Origin of the sequence: Pseudoalteromonas fenneropenaei, assembly GCF_042643375.1 — a bacterium.
Classification (GTDB): domain Bacteria; phylum Pseudomonadota; class Gammaproteobacteria; order Enterobacterales; family Alteromonadaceae; genus Pseudoalteromonas; species Pseudoalteromonas fenneropenaei.
The window spans coordinates 45,324-70,062 of sequence record NZ_JBHRSD010000022.1; the positions used below are offsets into that span (position 1 = coordinate 45,324).

Consider the following 24,739-nt stretch of genomic DNA (forward strand, 5'->3'; position numbering starts at 1 on the left):
TCCCAATGTGTTAGCCTTCAGATTACACATCAGACCAGTTGTTGTAAATACGCCGAAAATACGACCAACTCACACCCTACTGCGACTGATATCGCGCCAAGCGGCTCTTAGTCCTGTCTATTTTTATTTTCGCCGTTAAAATAGCAGCCCTGATCTAGGAGTAGTTATGACCACGCGCCCCACTTCACCGTTTAAAACTTGGCTTATTTTAATCTTTCTCGTGATCTTCTGCCCTTTGGCAATTGACTTATATCTACCTGCTTTTATGGTTATGGCGCAAAGCCTTAACGTGACTGAAGCGCATATCCAACAAACCGTTGCGGTATTTATGCTCTCTGTGGGGCTAGGACAATTGCTCGCAGGACCTCTTGCAGACCGTTTTGGCCGCAAGCCTGTGGCACTGAGTGGAATAATCTTATATGGTATTGGTGGCGTGTTAGCGGCCATTGCCGAACAATGGTCTGTGCTGATGCTGGCACGAGTGCTCCAAGGGCTGGGTGCCTGCGCGACATTTGTTAGTTGCTTTGCGATTGTCCGTGACAGTTTTGATAGTAAACGTAGCGGCGCGATGATCACTTACCTCAATGGTATCGTCTGTTTTATTCCCGCCTTGGCACCGATTTTTGGCGCATGGCTGACCCAAGCCTTCGGCTGGCGTGCAAACTTCTTGTTCTTAACCTTATTTGCCGTACTGGGCTTATTGGTCATCCTCGCGTTTTACCGTGAAACACGTCCGGCAGACACTCATTATAGTGGCCATTTGCTCGACTTACGCCGTTTTACGCCAATGTTGGGCCACCCTCAATTTATGTTTAACGCCGCTATCACTATGCTTGGCATGTCTGGCATTTTGGTATTTGTGACCACAGCCCCAGGTTGGATCATGAGCCACCTCGAGCGTGATATGAGCGAATTTACCGCTTGGTTTACCGCTAATGCCGTGGTCAGTATTGTCGCCAGTTTTATCGCTCCGCGTTTTATCAAGCGCAATAGTCAACAGGCGTTGCGCTGCGGTTTAGCACTGTTTGTCCTCGCTGCAGTGCTGCTAATGCTCACTCGCTCGGTCACAGCTCCTGTCGCCTTAATGCTACCTATGTTTATTGCCTCGTTGGGGTTTGCACTCAGTTTAGGTTCAGCGGCGGGCAAAGCGCTGGCGCCATTTGCTAAGCAAGCAGGTACAGCTTCAGCGTTGATAGGGGTGATGCAGATGAGCGGCGCGGGTGTACTCGCACTTGCCTCACAAACCTTAGCACTCTCTGCACCTGTACAAATCGCCGTGCACTTTTTCGCGTTGGCGCCATTTTCACTCGCCCTACTATCACGAAAATCACAACAATTGCACCCACATTGCTCAGGCTAACCTCTCGATTTAAGGACCCTCTAAAGGTCCTTGAACATAAATAACATCCAGTTAGATTAATGTACCTCATTGAAAAACAAGGAAACGTATAGACTTCCCCTAATACATTTTATTTATACAAATAGAACAAAAAACTCTCAATAATACCGATAAGAACAACAATCTCACCTTTACTTCGTCGTATAAATCCGTCACCCTGTCGCAAGGTTAATTTGATGTAACTCAGGTTAATCACCAGATACTCACGCACAATTTGTTAAGAGATAATAAAATAATGAAATTAAACAAATTCACTTCAGCATTACTATTGGCTGGCGCATGCCTTTCAGGTCAAGCTCTGGCAGACGATAACCGCTACATCATTCAAGTAGACAATAATGGCAAAGGTATTGTTAAGGCACTCGCTAAACAACTTGGCGCAGAGCTACATGTTGATGGCAATGGTTTCATCGCAGCAACTTTTGCTGGTAAAAGCCTAGATCAGGTGAAAGGTTTACTTAACAACCCACACGTAAAACTGGTTGAAGAAGATTTCAAACGCCATGCCATGGGCATCTACAATGATGACGCGGGCAACCCAATGACGCAACAAGTAACTCCTTACGCAGTCTATCAATCACAAGCCAATCAAGTCACTTTTGATGCCAACGCGGGTATGAAAGTGTGTGTGATAGACTCAGGTTTAGATGCATCTAACCCTGATTTTATTTGGGGTAATATCACCGGCGATAACGACGCTGGCACCGGCAACTGGTACGCACACGGCGGTCCACACGGCACTCACGTTGCAGGTACTATCGGCGCTGCAGATAATAATGTTGGTGTAGTTGGTATGGCGCCTGGCGTGGCAATGCACATCATCAAAGTATTTAATGCTGAGGGCTGGGGTTACTCTTCAGATTTAGCACATGCTGCCAACCTATGTAGCCAAGCAGGTGCCAATATCATCAGCATGAGTTTAGGTGGTGGTGGTGCTAACAGCACTGAATCTAACGCATTTGCAAACTTTACCGCTGCAGGTGGTTTAGTCGTGGCTGCGGCAGGTAACGACGGTAACAACGTGCGCTCTTATCCTGCGGGTTACCCATCAGTAATGATGGTGGGTGCAAATGATGCAGATAACAACATTGCGGATTTCTCACAATTCCCAAGCTGTACTACTGGCAGAGGTAAAAACGTCAAAGACGACGAAACCATCTGTGTTGAAGTGACTGCAGGCGGTGTAGATACACTGTCAACTTACCCAGCAGATATGGCAACTTCATCTAACCTTACTGCTGATGGCGCTTTCTTCGCCTCTTCTGCAATGGAAAATTCAGGCAATGTCACAGGTTCACTGTTTTTCATGGGCACAGCTGAAGCAACTAACGCTGCGGCAAGCGGTAAAGTCTGTTTGATTGACCGTGGTAATATCTCTTTCCACGATAAAGTTGCTAATTGTGAAGCATCCGGCGGTATCGGTGCGATTATCGTCAATAACGAAGCGGGTATGCTTTATGGCACTTTAGGCGATACCAATAGCACTAGCATTCCTGCGGTAGGTGCAGCCCTTGAAGACCGCGCAGCACTGCTGGCTGCAAGCTCAGCTAACATAAATATCGGTACCAGCGATTACGGCTTTATGAGTGGTACGTCGATGGCAACACCTGCAGTATCAGGTATTGCGGCATTGGTATGGTCAAACTTCCCTGAGTGTACTGGCACTGAGATCCGTGCGGCATTAAAAGCAACCGCACAAGATGCAGGTGCTGCAGGCAAAGATGTGTACTTCGGTTACGGTATTGTTAAAGCTGCAGATGCGCATGCTTACTTAACCGCCAATGGTTGTGCTGGCGACAATAATGGTGGTGGTGACACAGGCGGCGCAAGCATTAATCTTTCCGCGTCTGGCTATAAAACACGTGGCTCTGCTTATGCTGATTTAAGCTGGCAAGGCGCTGCCACTAGCAGCGTGGATATTTATCGCAACGGTAACAAAATTGTCACGACAGCAAACGATAATAGCCACACAGACAGCTTAGGTAAGGTATCTGGTACCTATATCTATCAAGTATGTGAACAAGGCTCAACCACTGCCTGCTCAGCCAACCAAACTGTGGTGTTCTAAACCCAACCAATCACTAAGCGGGCTTGAAGCCCGCTTTGTTTTTTTGTTTTGACCTAACTCACATTAAGCGCGTTGTTGATAATACTTAACTATCTGTGGATGTTGCTGCAGTCGCATCACATATTGTTGTACTACTGGGGCATGTTCCGCGACTAACGTTTTATCAATATGATCAAGTAAACCACTATTTAGCCAACTTAAATGTGCCAAGGTTTTGAGATCGGCAATGGTGAGTCGCTCTTCAACAAAAAATGTTTTGCCTTCGAGCTTCTGAGTTAGCCACTGTAAATGTGGCAATAAATAATTGTCGACCAACTTACCGCGCGCTTCTTTTAGTGCATCACCCTGCAGACCAAAAGTCATCACAATGCGCCCTGTCACGTCTTCAATAGAGTCGATGATTTCATCACAAAGTAAAGCCTGATACGCATCTTGTGGATACAACTCAGCTAAGCGTCCCACGTAACGCAATATCGCGCTAGATTGAGTAATTTGTTGACCGTCCAAGGTCAATACTGGCACTTGTGCCAACGGCATACGTTTTTTCACTTCAGGAAATTCAGCATAGCCAAAACGCTCATCTTCAAACGCGATACCGCCAATAAATAGCGCCAATCGAATCGGCTCGGCACGTCCACCGTTAACATCAAAATACGTTACTTTATAATTTGCCATGTCCTTCGCTCCTCTTTGCGTAGATGACTGTGTCGCTGCTTAAATTACGCTTCTAACCGCTTACCTGACAAGCTCTTTTTAAACTTTTTTGAATAGACGTTCAAAAACAATCAGTTCGTTAAAACAAGAGTGTAGTACTTATTTTTACAACAAAATGGCTTAGAAAAGTCACCTTCACACTAAATATCCCTATTTGGCTAACCGCGGCTAAGGTACAGAATGAAATTCAGTTTTCATCTGCCGCAGTTGTGGTTAGACTCAGCGTAATAACAAGAATAACTGTCGGTGTGCTGATGTTATTAAACCCTGAATATGTCGTGTCGTTTTTAGTTGCCAGTTTTGTGATTGCAGTCGCGCCTGGCCCTTCCAATGCCTTTTTAATGGCGCAAACTTTCACTAACGGTAAAACTGCGGGCATGCAAAGTGCGCTTGGATTTGCCTTGGGTGGTGTAGTACATACCGTGTTTGCAGTACTGGGTTTATCTGCCATTCTCAAAGCCTCCCCTACAGCGTATGCCGTAGTGCAATATTTAGGTGCCGCATATTTATGCTACCTTGGTATCACTACTTTATACGCAACCCTAAAAACCCATATAGATAGTGCTGACAAACCCCATGTTAGTACCAAAAAGTCGGGTAATGTGACGTTTCAAGCCATGATGACAGAAGTGCTCAATCCTAAGGTCGCACTGTTTTTCATTGCTTTTATTCCGCAGTTTGTTGACCCGACACTAGAGACTTCAACCACCTTACAACTTGCCTTGTTCGGTTTACTCTATCCCATTTTTGCCTTTCCGATTGATTGTATGTATGTGCTTGGCGGCGACAAAATTGCAGGCTATTTTCGCCGCCACCCACAGGCGCCAATTTGGATTGACCGCGTATCTGGGGTTATATTTATCGCCTTGGCGATTAACTTAATGTGGTAACTTGAAATGGAAACAAAAGTGCAACCAATACCAGCCAGTAAGCATATTGCACTGGTTGCCCATGATGGCAAAAAAGCCGCACTGCGCGCTTGGTGCCAAGCGCATCAGGCTATCTTAGAGCAGCACACCCTGTACGCGACTGGCACTACAGGCCACGTTATTGAACGAGATACAGGTTTAACTGTACACAAACTACTCAGTGGTCCTATGGGGGGTGACCAGCAAATTGGTGCCAAGATAGCTGAGCATGAAATTCATATGTTGATCTTCTTTTGGGACCCATTAGCGTCGCAACCCCATGATCCCGATGTAAAAGCCTTATTACGTTTAGCAGCGGTTTGGAATATTCCGGTGGCGTGTAATGAAGCAACCGCAGATATGTTGCTATCAAGCCAGTTAATGGACAAAGAAATCGACCGCCATTTACCTGATTACGATAAGTATCTCGCCACTCGTATGGGCTAAACGAAAATAGGCAAGCGCTTGCTTGCCTATTTTACCACCGCTGCAGTACCAGAAAATGGAACTGCTAATCCGACATTTTTAGATAAAATGCTTTACATAAGGCGATAAACTCATCGCTGTACTGGCCCGTCTCGGTATGAATAGTCAAAGACTCTTGCATCATTACGCCCGCTACCCAGGCAAACTCCATAAGGCTACGAGAAGCTGGTTTATCTGGCTTACTATGCACTAAGCAATGGCGCTTTAACGACAAGCCGACCTCCGCAGCGCGATTGATAAAAATCTGAGCTTCATGACAAGGTAATATCAGCGCTAAGCGTGATAAGCTGTGACTATGGGCGACAAATGCTTCGATTAGCTCCGAAAAGCTTAAACTATCCGTATGGCGCGCGGTGGTGCGAGCCAAAGCTGGGCTTTTTAAGCTGTCATTAAAATACGGCGGATTACTTATCACCAAGTCAAAGGGCTTATCCACTTGCAGCATTTGCACTGCGCTTGGCACTAACAACAAATCTTGCCAACCACTATTAGCAAAGTTCACCTCAGCATCTTGAATCGCCCCAGCCTCTAGCTCCACTGCGGTAATGTGCAACTCAGGTTGGCGCTGTTTAAGCATTAACGCCAACAAACCTGTGCCCGTACCAATATCGAGCGCTCGCTTGGCGGAGCCAATACTTGCCCATGCCCCGAGTAAGATCCCGTCAGTCGAGACCTTCATCGCGGCATGCGCTTGCTCGATTTTAAACTGTTTAAATTGAAAGCATGACATGAAACGCCTTTTCCTCCCCCTCTATCGCGCGTATAATTACGCCTATTGTCCTTTATTTTTGATGCTTTATGCAATTTACTGAATTCGATCTTGATGCCAAGCTATTGGCAGCCGTGAACAAAATGGGTTTTAAAACCGCCACCAGCATTCAACAACTGGCGATTCCAGAAGCGTTGCGTGGGCGCGATATTCTTGCTTCGGCACCAACAGGAACCGGTAAGACTGCCGCGTTTTTGATCCCGGCTATTCAGTATTTACTTGATTTTCCGCGTAAAGATCCAGGTTTTGCGCGCGTGTTAATTATGACACCTACCCGCGAACTGGCCTACCAAATCCACGAGCAGTGCGAATTGCTTGCCGCCAACACCTATTTAAAAATCGGAGTGGTAACGGGTGGGATCAATTATGGTAGCCACAAAGAAATTTTTGAAAAAAACAACGATATTCTTATCGCCACCCCCGGCCGATTAATGGAATATCTTGAAACTGAAAACTTCCACGCTGAAAACGTTGAGCTGCTGATCCTTGATGAAGCAGACCGTATGCTCGACATGGGCTTTCGTAAAGAAATGCTTAAGATCTGTGACGAAGCGCGCAACCGCCGCCAGTGCTTCTTGTTTTCTGCCACATTAGAAGGCGACAGCGTCGAGCTTTTTGCTGAGCGTATTCTTAACGACCCAGCACTGTTAGAAGCGGACTCATCGCGTAAAGAAAAAGGTAAGATCCATCAATGGGTCCACCTTGCGGATCATTACCAGCACAAACTGGCTTTATTGGATAACTTGCTAAAGCAAGAAGAAGTACAAAAAGCCATCGTATTTGTGAAAACCCGTGAGCGTTTAGAAAAACTCGTCGGTGAGTTAACGTCGTTAGGTATTCGCACCACTTGGCTGCGTGGCGAAATGCCACAAGACAAGCGCATGACGGCGATGGAAAACTTCCACAGTGGTCGCACCAATATTCTTATCGCAACCGACGTAGCGGCGCGCGGTATTGATGTTGCTGACATCACCCACGTTATTAACTTTGACTTGCCACGCACTGCCGATGTCTATGTTCACCGTATTGGCCGTACTGGCCGCGCAGGGAAAAAAGGCACGGCGATTTCTTTGGTTGAAGCTCATGATATGGCCGTGCTTGGTAAGATTGAGCGTTACACCGAACAAAAGCTCAAACGCCGTGTCATTGAGGGTTTAGAGCCGCAGCACAAAGAAGCGACGCTACCGAAGAAAAAGAAAGATCCTGCTAAAATTAAAGCGAAGAAAAAGGCCCGTAAAAAGGCCAGCAAGAAATAATCATCCTGCAAAAGCCCCGTATGGGGCTTTTCTATTTCTATCCTTTATCTTTACGATAAAAAATTCGCGTGAGTAACCCACTCCAAATAGGGTTATAGTCCAGCCCAATAATTGCCAGCAACAATAAGGCGTTAGACGTGAAGATTTGCTTTATTATGTATCCGTGGGAGCGCGTTGAGCCCGATACGGACAGCACCATTCGACTTATCCATGAGTCGGTATCACGCGGCCATACCGTCGCTATCACCACCATCAATAACCTTACGATCCGAGACAGTGTTGCGATGGGTTTCTGTGACGTATTCGTCACGGGCAATAAAATCCCAGATAACATGGTGAGCTTTTACAACAAAGCTGAGTTTCGCCGTGTGCAATTGCCATTAGCGGGCTTTGATGCGATTTTTATGCGCGCCAATCCACCTTTAGATCCACTGGCAATGAATTTCCTTGATTCAGTTCGCGGTGATACTTTTATCGTTAACGACATTGATGGCTTACGGATCGCGAATAACAAAATCTACACCGCCTCATTTCAGGGCACTGCCAAAGAATTTATCCCAGCCACACACGTTTCTAAAAACAAAGACTATTTAGAGCGCATTTTTGACGAGTCGCCCGGCGATAAAATGATCTTAAAGCCGCTCGATGGGTTCGGTGGTCGTGGCGTGATTGTGGTGGAAAAACGTGCTAAACAAAGTTTTCGTTCACTGTTGGAATTTTATATTGGCGGGGATGAGGCAGGACGCGGTAGTAACTATGTGATTTTGCAAGAGTACGTTGAAGGTGCCGAGCTTGGCGATGTGCGCATCCTCATGCTCAACGGAGAGCCCATTGGCGCCATGAAACGGGTTCCAGCCAGCAATGAAGTACGGGCCAACGTGCACGCCGGCGGTAAAGTCGTAAAGCATAAACTCAGTGCTCAAGAACGCGCGCTGTGCGCGCAAATCGGCCCTAAATTGGTGCGCGATGGGCTGTATTTTGTCGGTATCGATGTGATTGGCGGCAAACTGATTGAAGTGAACGTATTGAGCCCTGGTGGTATTTCGCGGATTAACCGTCTTAATCGCACCAAGTTGCAAGTTCAGGTGATTGATTTTGTTGAAAGTGTAGTCCAAGCAAAAGAAGTGATCAGCAGTCGTAAACACCAATTCCGGCAGGCCATTGAAGATGCACACACACCTCACTGAGCAGGATATCGCAGCCGCGCTCGCGGCACAGCGCCCCATTGAAGGCATAGTCGCTGACGGTGGATTTTACTTAAGCATTCGTGAATACGTGCCTTATGTTGCGACCGCAGTACATGCAGGGCATCGCACTCGCGCTGAGTTGGATGCTTATTTTGCGCTCAGCGCCGACGACCGTTATAAGGAAGAAGATCCTTATACCGATGCCTTTATTGAAGCCATGCCGATCCGTTTGGTGGCACGTGATTCCCGCTATGAGTATGACTTAAATCGCGCACCGGATGCGTGTATCTATGATACCGCATGGGGCCAAACCGTGTGGCAACAGCCATTAAGCGATGCGCTCAAAGCGCCAGCACTAGCAAAACACGCGCAGTACTATCGAGTGCTACATATGCTGCTAGAACGCCTTGAAACCTTATTTGGTGCCTGCTTACTGTTTGATATTCATAGCTACAACTGGCAAATTCGCCATCATCATTACGCACCTGTGGTTAACTTAGGCACTGCGCAAGTTGATACTTTGCGCTGGCGCCCCATTATTGATGGCTTTAAAAAGGCCATTAGTGGCAAAGCGGTTGCTAATATTGCTGTCGATTGTGCTGAAAATACCGTATTTCAAGGCTTAGGTTATCAAGCCAATTATATTCAAAGCCATTTTAGCAACACCTTAGTGCTTGCCACTGAACTGAAAAAAGTGTTTATGGATGAGCGTAGTGATGAGCTATTCCCGCTGGTATTTGAAAAGCTGCAGCGCAACTTGCATATTGCAATGACCAAAACAGCGCGCTTATTTGTGCATTCCTACACACCTAAGCGTAAGCCGCGTAAGCCAACCGAGAGCCGCCTTGATCCAAACCTGTTAGAGCTCGACAGCCAACTGTATCGCTTGGCAAAAAACCTCGATACCTTACATTACGTCAACCCGATTAATATCGCGCAAGAGAAGCGTCGTTTTTTTGCACGTCGTGATTATCAACCCAATTTTAGTTATCGCCCGCTGAAAATTGACCCGTACGAATTTAAAGAACGTTTATATCGCTTGCCGGTCAGTCAATTGTCCGACCCTGTGGTAAAAGATCTCTATCGTAAAGTCATTGATAACTACGCGACTAAGATTGAACTTATCACCCAAATTGGCCGCGAACAGTTCCTTTATAACTCGCTGCGCTATTACGGTGAACCCAGTAGTACCGACATTGCCAATGCGACATTTTTGCTCCATGCGCTAGAAACTGAGCCGCTCCCGCCAAAAAATATCGATGCCAAAACCGCACTGCTGCACTTTAACGCTGCTATTGAACGTTTACAGATCCCCTGTAAAGCCAGTTTATCAACTAAGATTGTCTCAAAAGCTATGGTAGATAACAGCAAAAAACTGTTACTTATCAATAGTTCAGCGATGTTTTCTCAGCTTGATATCGACGCGTTAATCGAGCATGAGATAGGTGTGCACTTGCTCACCACTCTTAATGCCGAGGCGCAACCTTTAAAAGTGCTACATTTGGGGTTCCCCGGTAACACCTATACCCAAGAAGGTTTAGCTATTTATCGCGAATTGTGCAGTGGCAATCTCAATCTCACCCGCCTTAAAGTATTGGCATTACGTGTTATTGCGATTGATATGATGCTGAAAGGCGAAAGCTTTGCGCAGGTGTTCCAATATCTTGATGCAGCACCTTTTATCACTACCAGTGAGGCATTTGCGCTAACAACCCGGGTGTTCCGTGGCGGTGGATTTACCAAAGATTTTCTCTATCTCAGGGGTTTTAGGGATATAGTTAAACTTGCGAGTAACCGTCGTTTAGATAATTTATATCTAGGTAAAACCGGCTTAGCTTTACTTGACACGCTTGACACTTTAGTCGAGCAAGGAGTGCTACAAAAACCGAAATACTTGCCCGATACCAGTCAAGATCCTAGGGTGCAACCGGCGGTATTAAGCTACCTTATCCAATCAATTAAATAATCCGACTTAGCTGCATCTATAATCAGGATGCAGCATAAAACTTATTCCAACATTTCTCTTTGCTGATTATTACGCTAAATCAATACGCTACACAGTCCCCATAAAACACACAATTGACAATATATTAACTCTTGCTAGTATTCCTAATCCAAATACAAAACGGATTATTAAAATGGAATGGTCTAAATTATTGCTTGCTGCGTCACTGGCTTCTAGTAGTGCTTTTGCAGTGCCTGCCGACCCCAAATTGGTAGAGATTTTCAGCCACAGTGAAACCATGAAAATGGCGAAACTGTCACCCGATGGTAAATTTCTTGCTCTCGCTTTCAATTATCAGGACGAAACCGCCATTGGTGTGCTTAGTCTGCCTGAGTTAAAGTCTGTTTCTAGCACCAAACTAGGTGGTCCATCGACCATGGGGCCGTTTTTTTGGGCTAATGACAACCGCTTAGTCAGCCAAGTGATGGAAAAACGCGGCTGGTTAAGTGCCCCAGTCACTTATGGTGAATACTACGCATTCGATTACAACGGCAAACGCGGTAAGCTGATTTATGGCGCTCGCGCAGGGGAAATGCAAACCGGCTCACGGATCAAAAAAGCCCAAAGCACTGAAGGTTGGGGAGAATTGGTCGACCCCTTATATGAGGATAGCGACTACATTTTGCTGTCTTCTACGCCATGGAGCACTGATTTAAGTGCTTTGCCTGAACTTATCAAAGTTAACGTCAAAACCGGAGCTCAACGAGGCTTTGGCAAAAAGGCACCGATCCCACATGGCCAGTTTATTCTCGACAATAACAAAGAGCCTTTACTGGTATCTGGTCGAGATAAACTCAACAACATTCGCACTTATCTCTATAAAGCTGACAACAATAGCTGGCAAGAGCTAAACACTCTCCCTGAGATGAACCCGCTCGCAGTCACTGATGACAACCGCTATGTTTGGGTATTGGCACGCACAACAAAAGACAAGAGCGGCCTTTACAAACTTGATACTCAAACCAGCACGTTAGCTGAGGTATTCACTGACAGCGAATATGATGTGGCAAGCGCGGTATATAGCTCAGACACCAATCAGGTAATTGCGCTGACGTTAGCCTCACCAACCCCAACCTATATTGTGATTGATAACAAGCATCCTGAGGCGCAGCTACTCAAAGACTTAATCGCGACTTTCCCCGGTGAAGAAGTCACCATTTTTAACCGCACTGAAGATGGCTCCCAAGTATTGGTTTTGATAGGCTCTGACATTTCCGATGGTGTGTTATACCTTTACAACACCAAGAAAAATACCATCCGCGAGCTCTATACTTTCCGCGCTGCAACCAAGCAGTTACCGCTGGCTCAAACTGAATCCTTTACTTTTACCACATCAGATAAGCTTACTGTACAAAGCTACTTTACCCCAGCGCGCCAAGACTTAGCTGGTAAAAAACAAAAAATGGTAGTGTTAGTCCACGGTGGACCTCACGGCATAAGAGACACTTGGTCATTTGACCCGGAAGTCCATTTACTCTCACAACATGGTTACAACGTGCTACGCGTGAACTATCGTGGTTCAGGTGGGTTTGGCCAAAGTTTTGAAGAAGCTGGGTATCGCCAATGGGGTAATGCTATTCAACGCGATATCAGTGAAGCAGTGGCGTGGACCATCAAAAACAAAGGCGTCAGTAAAGACCATATTTGCATTATGGGTGCGAGCTTTGGGGGTTACAGTGCAATTATGAATCCAATTTTAAACCCAGATTTGTATCAATGTGCAGTGGCGAATGTTGGAGTATATGACTTGGCTATGATGTACAACGAAGGGGATATCCCAAGAATGCGTACCGGTAAGGCGTATTTAGAGGAAGTGATTGGCCGCGACGAAGCTGAACTTGCTGCTTATTCTCCGGTTAATCATGTTGAAAAACTTAACATCCCCTTGTTTTTAGCCCATGGTGAAAAAGATCAGCGCGCACCCGTTGAGCATTATGAAGCTTTAACCAAAGCGCTGGATAAAGCGGGAAAGCCATATGAGTCATTGGTAGAGGCCAAAGAAGGCCATGGATTTTATAATGAGCAAATTCGTGGCAATTACTACATCCAAGTGCTCAACTTCTTAGATAAACACCTCAAAGACGAATAAAACACAAATTAGCACTCGTTTTTGTATAAAAAGGCGCTTAGCGCCTTTTTTACTTCAACGCACTGATAGGCTGTACTTGCATGCGCTTAGCCCGCCATTGCCAAACGAGTATAAAAAGTAGCAGCAACAAGATGGGCAAGGTATACCAGTTAATATTTTGCCAGCCGATTGTGCCTTCTAGCCAACCCGCACCGAGTGACGATAGCGCAACCATACTAAACACCAGAAACTCATTGGTTGCCTGTGCTTTACCCCGCTCACTCGGCTGATAGGTGCTGCTCACCATTTGCGTGGCAGTAATGAACATAAAGTTCCAGCCTACGCCAAGTAGCGTCAGCGCCACTAAAAAGTGCGCATGGCTGGTGCCATAAAGATTAGTCAGCACACACAGCAACATCAAAGCGATACCAGCACAAACGACAGTGATCTGCCCAAAACGATTAATAAGTTTAGCGGTAAAGAACGATGGCACAAACATGCCAAGCACATGCCATTCAATCACCAGCGCCGAATCAGCCAGTGCGAAGCCATGGCGGTGCATAGCCAGTGGGGTGGCCGTCATGAGTAAGTTCATGACGGTATAACTCACCATAGCGACTAAGACCGCGGTATAAAACTGTGGTTGCGTCGCAATTTGCCACACACTACGGCCGCCGGATTTAACTGCAGTGGCTTGCACCTCAGCAAATTTCACTACTTGCAATAGCAGTAATGCCAATACATACAAGCAGCTTAAGGCGATAAAAACATTGGCATAGTTAAGGCTTGGATAGTGAGTGTTCACCCAAACCGCAAGATTGGGCCCTAAGATAGCCGCAATCACGCCACTGGCCATCACAGTAGAAATCGCGGTTGCGGGGTTATCACTGGCTTCAATTGCAGCAAAGCGATATAAAGTAGCAAATCCTATACCGACCCCAATCAAAAAGGTAGCAACACTGAATAACCAAAAGTGCGAAAGCATAAGTACGACATAACCTAACACAGTGCCGCTGATGCCAATTAAATTACCTAAGCTAAAGCCTTTCTTCCGGCCAATTTTAGCCATGATAAGTGACGCTGGAATGGTTGCGAGCAGCAAACCAAACATTTGCGCCGCAACAGGAAAAGTAGTGAGGCTGGTCGATGGGCTAAGTAATTGCCCTACCAGCGCGCTAATCGTCACCAATAAAATGTTTCCTGTGGTGATAAGACCCTGACAGCACGCTAGTAACAGCACATTTTTATTCACCGCCTTTTCCTTCTTTTACTTACTTAGTGTAGCTACCAGCCCGCTCTCACTTCCCAACTGCCGGGTTTACTGTCAGTTTCGCATTGCGGGCTATTGATCTGACATTGCTGTAAACAGTTTTGCAGAAGACTGTCAGGGTTTTTATGATCCTCGCGGCACTGTTTGGTGCAGCTAGTTTGGTCGCGGTCACAATATTGATTTTCTTGTCCTTGCTTGGTCGAGCTTGTGGTTGACGTGGTCAAGTTACACCCAGCCAACAACACTGAGCTGATAGCTAAGCTAATCACGCCTTTTTTCATCCTTTATTCCTTATATTACTTATTATTTTTGCTCTGCTCTTAAAAATACCGGTTCACTGCTTTTCTTCGTGGCTTCAGCACTGTAGTAATACCCGGCAACACTAAACTTTAACAGCTCAGCGACATTGTCAATTTGCTTATCCATAATGTACCTTGCCATCAAACCACGGGCTTTTTTGGCATAAAAGCTGATAACTTTATATTGACCGTTCTTCTGATCCTTAAAAATCGGCGTGATAATCTCGCCTTGCAAGGCTTTTTTATCTACCGCTTTAAAATATTCATTCGAAGCGAGATTCACTAACACTTTACTGTTAGTCGCCGCTAATGCTTCATTTAATTTGTCCGCAATAATACGCCCCCAAAAAGCATATAAACTTTTGCCACGCGGATTATCTAAACTGGTCCCCATTTCCAAACGATAAGCCTGCATTAAGTCGAGCGGTTTGAGTACCCCATAAAGACCGGACAAGATGCGTAAATGTTGCTGAGCATATGCAATCGTTTGCTGTGGCGCGTTGTACGCATCAAAACCACCATAAACATCACCATTAAAGGCGTAAATAGCTTGCTTGGCATTTTCACGGTTAAAAGGCAAAGACCACTGTGTAAAACGGGCAACATTGAGCGCCGCTAATTTATCACTCAGCTTCATCAAACTAGCCAGCTGTTGCACTGATAGTTCACGGCAAACAGCAATGAGTTCGGCACTGTGGTCCAACAGCTCAGGCTGAGAAAAGTCGCTCAGCGGTGCTTGGGTTTGATAATCGAGATTTTTCGCGGGAGAGATCACTGTGATCATAGCTAGCCTATTGACTTCAATATTATTTAGTGTCAATTTCAACATTAAATGAAGCGAAAATCACGCTTTGTTTTCCCGCCCTTATAACAACAATACACTTGTGGCCCGCAACAGTAGCGATAATTTCGTTAGAAAAAAGCAAGATAGGACATTTGACCTATGCGCCATGGTCACGGTATTGCAACATAAGGACAATAAGCTTGCTGTTGGCTCAAAGCTCACATCATCATCGAGCCAGCAAAACATAGGAATGAGGACAGCCATGACATCTGCATTAGACAGGCTAAAACAATATTCATCAATTGTTGCTGACACCGGCGACATTGACGCTATCCGTAAATTACAACCGGAAGATGCGACCACTAACCCATCGTTATTATTAAAAGCGGCAGAAACACCAGCCTATCAACACTTTTTAGCTAAAGCATGGCAGTTTGCCAAAGCAACGCACAGCGATGCGAAGCAGCAGTTAGAGCTGGCTTGCGACTATTTTGCAGTATTAATAGGTAAAGAAATTGCTGACAGTGTGCCTGGTTATATCTCAACCGAAGTAGACGCACGTTTGTCTTTTGATACCGCAGCAACCATAGCCAAAGCAAAAACTTTGCTCGCGCTTTACCAACAAGAAGGCGTAAGTAAAGATAAAATCTTGATCAAAATTGCCTCAACTTGGGAAGGCATTAAAGCCGCTGAAGTGCTCGAGCAAGAAGGCATCAAATGTAACCTGACACTACTATTTAGCGATGCACAAGCGCGTGCCTGTGCCGATGCCAATGTGTTCCTGATCTCGCCATTCGTTGGTCGTATTCTTGATTGGCATGTCGCGAAAGGTATGACAAAGCCAAGCGATCCGCTGCAAGATCCAGGTGTGCAGTCAGTGCGTAGCATTTACGACTTCTATAAACGTCACGGATACAAAACCGTGGTCATGGGTGCAAGCTTCCGTAATGTGGGCGAGATCTTAGCGTTAACGGGTTGCGATAAGCTCACCATCAGCCCTGCACTGTTAGAAGAGCTAGCCAGCATGCCTGCTGCAGAAGAGTATCTGCTCGAAAATAACTATACAGTCACAGCCAAACCTGCGGCATTAACTGAGGCCGAGTTCCGTTGGTTGCATAACCAAGACGCCATGGCTACAGAGAAATTAGCCGAAGGGATCCGTGCTTTTGCTGAGGCGCAAGAGACCTTAGAAAAACGTTTTAGCGCGCTATAATCGTCATACGATTGTCATCGCGACTACATCGCTTTGTCATTAACACGCCACCGCCTCAGGTGGCGTTTTTGTTTCTACTGAATTTCTTTTGCTAACTTGAGCTTCATCAAACCATCACAGGCTTTTAACCAGATTGAAATATTTGTGTTTTATTTTTGAGCTGTCTGTGATATACCAACCTTACCTGAATGCGCGTGGAAAAAGCGCAAAAGGTCAACGTGGGTGTTCGCGTTTTGAGGTCAATCATCAATTAGGAGAAATTCATGGATAGCCTAGACGATCTATTTGAGTTACTAGAGGATCCTGAAACAACAAAAAGAACCTCTCAAAGAAGCAAGAAGAGAAGATGGCGTGAAATTGAAGCACTGAAAGACAGACAGCGACTTCGCAAAGAACTACAAGAACTAGATATATTCGCAGACAGCGTCGACTTAGAAGGCTTAGACTTCTAATCAAAAAAGGCTCATTTTTGAGCCTTTTTTGCATCTGCATAATACTAGCCTGTTCGAAGATAAAGCCAGCGGCTTTATCTTCTCACCCGCTACATTTTAGAATGTAACACACACGCTATAGTCGCCATCATTACCAGGTTGCTGGTCCATAACGCATTGTGGATTGCCTGAACATGCCCCTTGACCACCCGCAACCACACGAGTTTTATCCGCAGGGAAAGTCTTATTCCACGATAAATCTTTAACCTTCTTCTTGTTTAGTTTGATTTTCATAACCTACTCCTTGTTTTTATATAGGCACAATTACACTAGCATCGGTACAAAATGCCGTCAACTAGCTAACGTGCCCAAATTGACAACATAGTTAGGAAATAGATTTTTTCACGTATTCACCCGGCGCATCGTAAATGCCTGGGTTTTCTTGGCTTTTTGCTGCCCTTGCAGGTACTGCATCACCTTGATACGCACTGAGCCAGCTAGCCCAGTGTGGCCACCAGGACCCACTTTGATGCTCAGCTTGAGCTAACCAATCATTAGCATCCCCCTGCACTTGCGGACCACACCAATAACCATATTTGCCTTTCGTGGGCGGGTTGATCACCCCAGCAATATGCCCAGATTCGCCAAGCACAAACGTGGTATTGGCAGCCGTGGCTTGAATACCTTTGAAAGTTGCTTGCCACAGTGCAATGTGATCATCTCGAGTAGAGAGCATGTACACCGGCTGTTTGACTTTACTTAAGTCAATTTTCGTCCCGCGAATACTGACACCTTTAGGCTCAACCAAACGGTTATTGAGATACAATTCACGAAGCATAAAATTGTGACACGCCGCGGTGAGGTTGGTGCTATCACCATTCCAATAGAGTAAATCCAAATCCATCGGTTGCTGGCCTTTGAGGTAATTATTCACATAATAATTCCAGTACAGGCTGTTTTCGCGCAGCATACTAAACGACAACCCCAGCAAATGGCCGTTCATCACGCCATTTTGCAGATTATAGCTTTCAAGCGCGGCTATCGTTGGTTCATTGATAAACACCCCTATCTCACCTGGCTGTGAAAAATCCAGCAAGGTAGTCAGTAACGTAGCGGATTTGATCCTCGCTTTACTGCGCTTGGCAGCAAAATAGGCCATAGTGGCAGTAACCAAAGTACCAGCAATACAGTAGCCTACCGCGTTAACTTCGTTTTCCCCAGTTTGCTTTTCAATGGCATCAAGGGCGGCAATCACTCCATCCACGACATAATCTTCAAAGCCGATTTCCGCCATACTGGCATCAGGATTTTTCCACGACACCATAAACACACTGTGGCCTTGCTCTAGGGCGAATCTCACCAGTGAGTTACTGGGCTTGAGGTCCAGAATATAGTATTTGTTCACATACGGCGGGACGATTAAAAGTGGCGTTTTATGCACTTGCTCGGTAAGCGCATGGTATTGAATTAGTTCAAATAAGTGATTCTGATAGATCACTCGACCAGGAGTCGTCGCCAAATCTTGGCCTAAACTAAAGGCATCGTCGCGGGTCATGCTAATACGCAGCATATCGCCGCCTTTCTCAAGGTCTTTTTTAAATAATTCAAAACCTTGTAGTAAGTTTTGGCCTTTTGATTGAATAGTGAGGTTAAGTAATTCAGGGTTAGTTGAAATAAAATTACTGGGGGCAATTGAGTTAATACTTTGTCTGGCAAAAAACTCTAAGCGTTCTTTGAGTTTGTCATCAAGGCCCGGCGTATCACGAATGGCATCTAACAATGATTGACCAAACAGCAAGTAGCTTTGCTTGATATAATTAAACCAAGGGTTGGCTTGCCATTCTTCTGCAGCAAAACGCTTGTCACCACTTTCTGGCTCGACAACGGCAGCATTGTCTTCACCAAGCGCTTGACCCCAAGCAGCTTGCATAATTTTTAACTGCTGTTGCCACCAAGCAAACTGCTTACTGTAAACAACCTCAGGTTGCTTGCTGACTTCATTGATCCAAGTCGCAAAGTCGCGCGCATTTTGCTCATTAAGCGCTTTTTGCAGTGGATTTTCTTGCAGCATACTTTTGGCCAACACATCGTAGCAACTTTGGTTAAACTGCCACCATTTGGCTAAATTCTGTTCCAAATCTGAGTTTTGGGTTTCCATAATACTTTTCCTAAGCGGAGGCATTATTATCAAGATGGGCGTGTGTCAGGCTATTGCTTGCCAACACAGCATAACGGAAAAGGAGCATCAGGGCGTTGCCCAAATGCTCCCTAAAACACACTTAAACTTGTGCCGCTTTCATCGCATCTTTATTGATGGTTTCAAGCGTATCTTTGAACTCTTGACCTAATTGCGTGAGCTTTTGGCCATCCGCAATCATTTGTTGACTCAATGCGTTTAGTGCACTCAGCTGGCTGACGTTAAAATCAATGAAAGACTTCACATCTTTCACTTCAGAAGCGGTTTTAAGCTGTTCAATTGACGTCTTAGTATAAGACTGCGCTGCCTCTAACTGAATTTGCGCCAGTTGCTCAATATTCTTTGCAACCAATTGATTAAACTGTACTAATGGTGAAAAATACTTTTCACTTTGGGCGCTAAATGTTTTCAATAAATCGTTGTACATGGTCTGTTTCCTTATCTGATCAGCTTGTAAAAGTGGACTTTTCCCAAATACCACCACGCGCATTTGCCATGTTTTGAGAAGTCGCCACGTCAGGTGTTAATTCATATATAAACCACCGTTGAGCGCTAACGTCTCACCGGTAATGTAAGCAGCCTTGTCGGAGGCCAAAAATGCCACCGCTTGTGCAACTTCAGTTGGGGTCGCAAGGCGCTGCATCGGCACTTGCGCCTTGATGCTATCAAGCACGTCAGTCCGCATTGCCGCGACCATAGGTGTCTCTGTGTAGCCCGGTGCCACAACATTCACTGTGACACCAGCTCGTGCCCCTTCATAGGCCAACGCTTTGCTAAACCCTATCATGCCAGCTTTGGCGGCAGAGTAGTTGGCTTGGCCAAATTGACCTTTTTGACCATTCACGCTGGAAATATTGATGATGCGACCGAATTTTTGCGCGCACATGGCAGCAAAAAGCGGCTGAGTCATATTGAAAAGCGAATTGAGATTGGTATCTATGACCTCTCGCCATTGTGCGGCAGTCATTTTCTTAAAAGTGCTGTCGCGAGTAATACCGGCATTGTTGACCAAAATATCAATGCGACCAAACTCCTCCAGCAAATTGCTAATAGCAGCTTCACAAGCCTGCTGGTCGGTGACATCCAGAAAAAGCGGTCGGACAAGAGCGGGATTAAGCTGCGTGTCGTTCAGCCACTCATCATAATCTGCAGCGGTACGTTTGGCGCTGGCCACGGCAATCACCAAACAGCCCTCTTGTACCAATTCTTTGGCGATTGCAGAACCAATACCGCCAAAGGCACCGGTCACGATAGCTATCTTAAGGTTTTCCATAACTGTGTTCCTGACAAAAAGCGGCTGAACTGGCACACCTCTCAGCCACGGTACCCGCTATGACAGCTCCCTATAGCGGCGTTTGCTTAACTACGGCTATTGTTCACGTAGTTTGTGACGGATATATGCCAATAAGATGTACTTCTCAAGACAAACTCGCGCCACATGATACGTAATAAGATTGAGTGTAGAACTTTAGAGTAAAAACTCAAACTTCATTCCCACCTCAGTAGCCAAAGTTATGATGCCGATTATTGGCGCCATAAAGCTTGATGTAAATCACACTCCACGGCTTTTTGCTTGCCATCCCGCTATACCCGCCATTGCGCGGATTTATTGGACAGTTTGCAGATCAGGTGTTCTAATCAAAAAACATTGCGTTAATTGAAATGGACCCGAGTGTGACAAAAATAACTACCCTACTCGCAGTATTAACACTCAGCGCAACCAGCCTGAGTTTAGCGGCGCCAAGCGCATCTGAGAGCAACATCAAAGCTGCAGAAACATCCATCTTTAGTTCACAAGCCACCGCACAGCCGATTTGGGCAAAAGACGGTATGGTGGCTAGTCAAGAAGCGTTAGCCTCTCAAGTAGGCATCGAAATATTGAAGCAAGGTGGCAATGCGGTTGATGCTGCTGTGGCGGTAGGTTTTAGCCTTGCTGTCACTTTGCCACGCGCAGGTAATATAGGTGGTGGTGGTTTTATGCTGGTGTATTTAGCCAAAGAACAGCAAACCATTGCAATTGATTACCGTGAAACAGCGCCAGCCAAAGCACACAAAGACATTTTCTTGGATGAACAAGGTAACGCGGTGGCGAGTCTTAGTCGTGAACATGGTTTAGCTGTGGGAGTACCAGGCACAGTAATGGGCATGGAGCTGGCGCTAAAAAAATACGGCACCATGAGCATGCAGCAAGTAACGCAAGCCGCTATCAAAATGGCACGCGATGGCATCTTAGTTACGCCCGATTTAGCTAATTCACTAGCGGGCTTAAAACGTCGTATCGCGCAATGGCCAAGCTCTGCTGAGATATTTTATAAACCGAATGGCGATAATTTCGCCCCCGGCGAGTTACTCAAACAACCTGAACTGGCGCATTCATTGGCGCTTATCGCCAAGCACGGTAGTAAAGGTTTTTACCACGGCGAAACAGCAGAAAAAATCGTTGCGGCGGTCACTCAAGCAGGCGGCATTATGTCATTAGCCGACCTAGCGAATTATCGCGCGGTGGAGCGCACTGCCGTTACAGGTCATTATCGTGGTTATAAGGTCATTTCAATGCCCCCTCCTTCATCAGGCGGTGTACATCTGATTGAGTTACTGAACATGCTGGAAAACTTCCCGCTGAGCGAACTTGGTCACAATAGTGCTGCCAGCTTACATATTATGGCCGAAGCGATGAAACGCGTTTATGCGGATCGCAGCGAATATCTTGGCGACCCAGATTTTTATCAGGTTCCTGTCGCAACTTTGACTGATAAAACCTACGCAAAACAGCGCGCCAGCGAGATAAACCTACAAAAGGCAACGCCCAGTACCGAGATAAATCCCGGCAAACTTACCCCATATGAAAGCGACCAAACCACCCATTATTCGGTAGTCGATAAATGGGGTAACGCAGTAAGTAATACTTATACTTTAAACTTTAGCTATGGCTCAGGTCTGGTAGCCAAAGGCACAGGCATTTTGCTTAATAATGAAATGGACGACTTCTCAGCGAAACCGGGTACGCCCAATGGGTTTGGTTTAGTGGGAGGCGACGCCAACGCCGTAGAAGGCAACAAACGACCGCTCAGTTCAATGACACCCACGATTGTTTTGAAAGACGGTAAGCCTTTCTTAGTCACTGGCAGCCCAGGTGGCTCACGCATTATCACCACCACTTTGCAGGTGATTTTAAATGTCATTGATCACGGCTTAAATATCGCGGAGGCAAGCAATGCATCGCGGGTACACCATCAATGGCTACCCGATGAACTACGTATAGAACGTAGTCTCAACCCAGATACGCGCGCGTTGCTTGAGGCCAAAGGCCATACTTTGTCGGTGCAAAACGCTATGGGTTCGACGCAATCTATAATGGTTACCGAGCAAGGTTTGTATGGCGCATCCGATCTACGTATTTCAGGTAGTGCCACGGTGGGGTATTAGTTCAATCGCTGACGTATTGCTACGGTAAGCTCTGTAGCAATACGCAATAACGTCAACACTCCGCCTATGCTTAACACATCAAGCAACACCTTGGCAGCTAGCCCAATAATTCACATTGAATGTTACAAAAAAAGACATTGCAGAAACGAATTTGATCGTTAACATTGTTGCCAAAACAAAGAAATGAGCGCTATGAATGTAATAATCGTCGGTGAATTCAAGTTTGACGCAGTCAATGCTTGCTTGGAAAAGCCCCCCGAAGTGATAGCGCTCGACCCAAGGTTACTGGCGTTATTGTCGTTTTTAGTGGCTAACCCCAACCGCATTATTACACGTGATGAATTGCAAGCCGCGATTTGGCAACAAGTGATTGTCACAGATAATGCCATCAATAAACTGGTCGCCAATTTACGTAAAGTATTGGCCGACGACCCTAAAGCACCGCGTTACATTAAAACCATTCCAAAACAAGGTTATGTTTTTATTGCGCCTATTTCTACTTACCAAGCAGAGTCGACCACTTCACCTCTTGCGCCTGTGCTCCCAGTAAATCGCATTACTCAGTCACCACATACACTGCGGTATTGGCTACTCGCGGCCATGACAATTGTGGGTTTCGCGCTCGCTTATTTACTTATGTACACTACCCCAGCTAGCGTGACTTATGGCGATAGCCAAGCCTTGTCGCGTCAGTACGGTGGCAAAGGTTCATTGTTGCTCAGTGCAGATAAGCAAACGCTCTACTTTCTCAACCACCGTCCAGCGGGTGCCGAGCTGTGGCAATTGGATAGACAAACCGCGAATCAACCCTTACCAATTCAGCTCAATACCCCTTATAACATCAAAGAACTACTGTTTGCGGATAAGCAAACCCTGATTTTTCGCGCTGAAGAGGAGCAATGTGGCTGGTATCGCGCTTCCTTTGATGCCATCAGCCAGAGTCTGAATAACGATGCAACACTCCTTACCGAGTGCGATAAGCTCACCGTCCACCGCTCAATGCTGCATGCCAATGGTCAGCTCTATGTGCTGGCGCATGAAAAACAACACGAACACCGCAACCATTTATACCACGCAGCACTTGGCGAAGCATTACAACCGCTGCCGCTAGAGCTCGCGTCTAAGTGGCGTTTAATAGATATCGACAGGCAAGCAACACAGCCACAGTTGCTACTCAGCGCCCATTCTATCGACGGTAAAACCGCTGCGGTGGTGTATGATCCTGTCAACGCCAGCACGAGTATCTTAACTGAGTTAAATCTTCTTACAGCACCGCTGGTCTGGGATCACCAGCAAACCGGACTGGTGTTTGCGACCTCAGCGCCAGACAGTAAACTCATTCATATAGATTTAGCCAGCCAAAACCAAACCTTGCTGGCTAGCAGCAACGAAAGGTTATGTTGCAATATTTTGCGCCACCCGAATGGTCGTGATTATATCTTCAGTAGTAATGATAAAAACGTGGATTTGCGCTGGCAAGAAACCGGCTATCAGCTCGACAATAGCAGTGTGGTGGACGCACAGCCTACCTTTGCTCATACCCGCACTGGGCATTATTTACTGTCGAATCGCGCAGGATTTATGCAGGTGTACTTTCAGAGCAATGCAGGTTCAGCTGAGCTGTTGCCCATTCTCAATGCTGATAGCCTCGCTAGCACTTTGGCACTGTCGGCGAACGACTCACTGCTGTTGATTGCCGAGCAACATCGACTGATGCTTGCTGATCTCAATGAGCGCCGGTTACAACATGAGCACTTTGTAGAAGGTGATATTATCAATACCCAGTGGCTCACCAACACGTTATTTAGTGTATCCATCAAACACTACAATCAAAAGTTTGTGGCTATCTATAATAACTCGCTACAACACATTGCCACGTTGAGCAAACCTTGGCAGCAGGTATTGGCAGACCCACAAGATAGCGAGCACTATTATTTTATTGATAGCGACCACAATCTTTACCACATGCCAACCGCAGCTATCTTCGAGACCCCAAGCCCAGATGCCGGAACATGGCTAGGCACCTTACCCGTTTATGATAATGTGAAAATTGAACACGGTATTTTATATTTACTCACCGTATACGGAGAGCATCTGCTGCGCTATGACTTACGCGGTTCACAATTGCAACACCTGTCGAAAGTCCCTATACACAGTTATTTAGGCTTTGATGTCAAAGACGGTGAGGTGCTCTTTGCCACCAAAGCCAGTTATCGCAGTGAGGTGTACCAAACGCTCGCGCGTGACTAATTGAGCCGC

General features: G+C 46.0%; 21 protein-coding genes. 12 read left to right on the plus strand and 9 right to left on the minus strand.

The genetic code is table 11. From position 1 onward, the window contains the following. Positions 1–166: 166 nt before the first annotated feature. Both ACFOEE_RS12750 and ACFOEE_RS12755 read left to right on the plus strand, forming a co-directional pair. A complete protein-coding gene (locus ACFOEE_RS12750) occupies positions 167–1,360 on the plus strand; it encodes a multidrug effflux MFS transporter (protein ID WP_377124825.1) in 1,194 nt (397 codons plus the stop codon). Between the two features lie 274 nt (positions 1,361–1,634). Continuing rightward, positions 1,635–3,467: a S8 family serine peptidase gene (locus ACFOEE_RS12755; RefSeq protein ID WP_377124827.1), complete on the plus strand. Its 1,833-nt coding sequence runs from the start codon at positions 1,635–1,637 to the stop codon at positions 3,465–3,467. A gap of 63 nt (positions 3,468–3,530) precedes the next feature. Here ACFOEE_RS12755 and ACFOEE_RS12760 read toward each other — a convergent pair whose 3' ends face one another. Beyond that, positions 3,531–4,142, minus strand: coding sequence for a glutathione S-transferase family protein (locus ACFOEE_RS12760; RefSeq protein WP_377124829.1), 612 nt, complete (start codon positions 4,140–4,142; stop codon positions 3,531–3,533). A gap of 293 nt (positions 4,143–4,435) precedes the next feature. Between ACFOEE_RS12760 and ACFOEE_RS12765 the strand changes: the two genes are divergently transcribed. Continuing rightward, positions 4,436–5,071, plus strand: a complete 636-nt coding sequence (locus ACFOEE_RS12765; protein WP_377124831.1) for a LysE family translocator — start codon at positions 4,436–4,438, stop codon at positions 5,069–5,071. A 6-nt stretch (positions 5,072–5,077) separates the two neighbouring features. Next, positions 5,078–5,536: a methylglyoxal synthase gene (locus ACFOEE_RS12770; protein WP_377124833.1), complete on the plus strand. Its 459-nt coding sequence runs from the start codon at positions 5,078–5,080 to the stop codon at positions 5,534–5,536. A 64-nt stretch (positions 5,537–5,600) separates the two neighbouring features. Here the strand turns inward: ACFOEE_RS12770 and ACFOEE_RS12775 are convergent, their stop codons facing one another. Further along, a complete protein-coding gene (locus ACFOEE_RS12775) occupies positions 5,601–6,305 on the minus strand; it encodes a tRNA1(Val) (adenine(37)-N6)-methyltransferase (RefSeq protein WP_377124835.1) in 705 nt (234 codons plus the stop codon). A 68-nt stretch (positions 6,306–6,373) separates the two neighbouring features. On the opposite strand from ACFOEE_RS12775, the gene srmB reads away from it, so the two are divergent. From srmB to ACFOEE_RS12795, 4 genes are all read left to right on the plus strand, one after another. After that, entirely contained in the window at positions 6,374–7,600 is a 1,227-nt protein-coding gene (srmB, locus tag ACFOEE_RS12780; RefSeq protein WP_377124837.1) for an ATP-dependent RNA helicase SrmB, read from the plus strand. A gap of 137 nt (positions 7,601–7,737) precedes the next feature. Further along, positions 7,738–8,787 (plus strand): glutathione synthase, encoded by a 1,050-nt coding sequence (gshB, locus tag ACFOEE_RS12785; RefSeq protein WP_377124839.1) that lies wholly within the window; start codon positions 7,738–7,740, stop codon positions 8,785–8,787. Next, a complete protein-coding gene (locus ACFOEE_RS12790) occupies positions 8,768–10,753 on the plus strand; it encodes a flavohemoglobin expression-modulating QEGLA motif protein (protein WP_377124841.1) in 1,986 nt (661 codons plus the stop codon). The genes gshB and ACFOEE_RS12790 overlap by 20 nt, the downstream gene beginning before the upstream one ends. Before the next feature lie 172 nt (positions 10,754–10,925). After that, positions 10,926–12,881 (plus strand): alpha/beta hydrolase family protein, encoded by a 1,956-nt coding sequence (locus ACFOEE_RS12795; protein WP_377124843.1) that lies wholly within the window; start codon positions 10,926–10,928, stop codon positions 12,879–12,881. A 49-nt stretch (positions 12,882–12,930) separates the two neighbouring features. Here ACFOEE_RS12795 and ACFOEE_RS12800 read toward each other — a convergent pair whose 3' ends face one another. From ACFOEE_RS12800 to yaaA, 3 genes are read right to left on the minus strand one after another with little or no spacing between them, the layout of a single operon-like run. After that, positions 12,931–14,112 carry an MFS transporter gene (locus tag ACFOEE_RS12800; RefSeq protein ID WP_377124845.1) on the minus strand — a complete coding sequence of 394 codons (1,182 nt, stop codon included), beginning with the start codon at positions 14,110–14,112 and terminating at the stop codon, positions 12,931–12,933. A gap of 32 nt (positions 14,113–14,144) precedes the next feature. Next, positions 14,145–14,411 carry a hypothetical protein gene (locus ACFOEE_RS12805; protein WP_377124847.1) on the minus strand — a complete coding sequence of 89 codons (267 nt, stop codon included), beginning with the start codon at positions 14,409–14,411 and terminating at the stop codon, positions 14,145–14,147. 22 nt (positions 14,412–14,433) lie between these two features. Further along, the gene (yaaA, locus tag ACFOEE_RS12810; RefSeq protein ID WP_377124849.1) at positions 14,434–15,213 is read right to left on the minus strand and encodes a peroxide stress protein YaaA; all 780 of its coding nucleotides are present in this window, start codon (positions 15,211–15,213) and stop codon (positions 14,434–14,436) included. Positions 15,214–15,475: 262 nt separating this feature from the next. On the opposite strand from yaaA, the gene tal reads away from it, so the two are divergent. Both tal and ACFOEE_RS12820 read left to right on the plus strand, forming a co-directional pair. Beyond that, the gene (gene tal / locus ACFOEE_RS12815) at positions 15,476–16,426 is read left to right on the plus strand and encodes a transaldolase (protein WP_377124851.1); all 951 of its coding nucleotides are present in this window, start codon (positions 15,476–15,478) and stop codon (positions 16,424–16,426) included. A 263-nt stretch (positions 16,427–16,689) separates the two neighbouring features. Then, complete coding sequence (locus ACFOEE_RS12820) at positions 16,690–16,878, plus strand: DUF3545 family protein (RefSeq protein ID WP_377124853.1); 189 nt, start codon at positions 16,690–16,692, stop codon at positions 16,876–16,878. A gap of 96 nt (positions 16,879–16,974) precedes the next feature. Here ACFOEE_RS12820 and ACFOEE_RS12825 read toward each other — a convergent pair whose 3' ends face one another. The 4 genes from ACFOEE_RS12825 to ACFOEE_RS12840 all read right to left on the minus strand — a co-directional run bounded on the left by ACFOEE_RS12825 (position 16,975) and on the right by ACFOEE_RS12840 (position 20,327). After that, on the minus strand, positions 16,975–17,151 hold the full coding sequence (locus ACFOEE_RS12825; protein ID WP_377124855.1) for a hypothetical protein: 177 nt from the start codon (positions 17,149–17,151) through the stop codon (positions 16,975–16,977). 91 nt (positions 17,152–17,242) lie between these two features. Then, the gene (gene phaC / locus ACFOEE_RS12830; protein WP_377124857.1) at positions 17,243–19,015 is read right to left on the minus strand and encodes a class I poly(R)-hydroxyalkanoic acid synthase; all 1,773 of its coding nucleotides are present in this window, start codon (positions 19,013–19,015) and stop codon (positions 17,243–17,245) included. Positions 19,016–19,136: 121 nt separating this feature from the next. Next, positions 19,137–19,481, minus strand: a complete 345-nt coding sequence (locus ACFOEE_RS12835; protein WP_377124859.1) for a phasin family protein — start codon at positions 19,479–19,481, stop codon at positions 19,137–19,139. A 96-nt stretch (positions 19,482–19,577) separates the two neighbouring features. After that, a complete protein-coding gene (locus ACFOEE_RS12840; RefSeq protein WP_377124861.1) occupies positions 19,578–20,327 on the minus strand; it encodes an SDR family oxidoreductase in 750 nt (249 codons plus the stop codon). Between the two features lie 452 nt (positions 20,328–20,779). On the opposite strand from ACFOEE_RS12840, the gene ggt reads away from it, so the two are divergent. Next, entirely contained in the window at positions 20,780–22,480 is a 1,701-nt protein-coding gene (gene ggt / locus ACFOEE_RS12845) for a gamma-glutamyltransferase (RefSeq protein ID WP_377125012.1), read from the plus strand. 192 nt (positions 22,481–22,672) lie between these two features. Then, a complete protein-coding gene (locus ACFOEE_RS12850; RefSeq protein ID WP_377124863.1) occupies positions 22,673–24,730 on the plus strand; it encodes a winged helix-turn-helix domain-containing protein in 2,058 nt (685 codons plus the stop codon). The last annotated feature ends 9 nt before the right edge of the window (positions 24,731–24,739 follow it).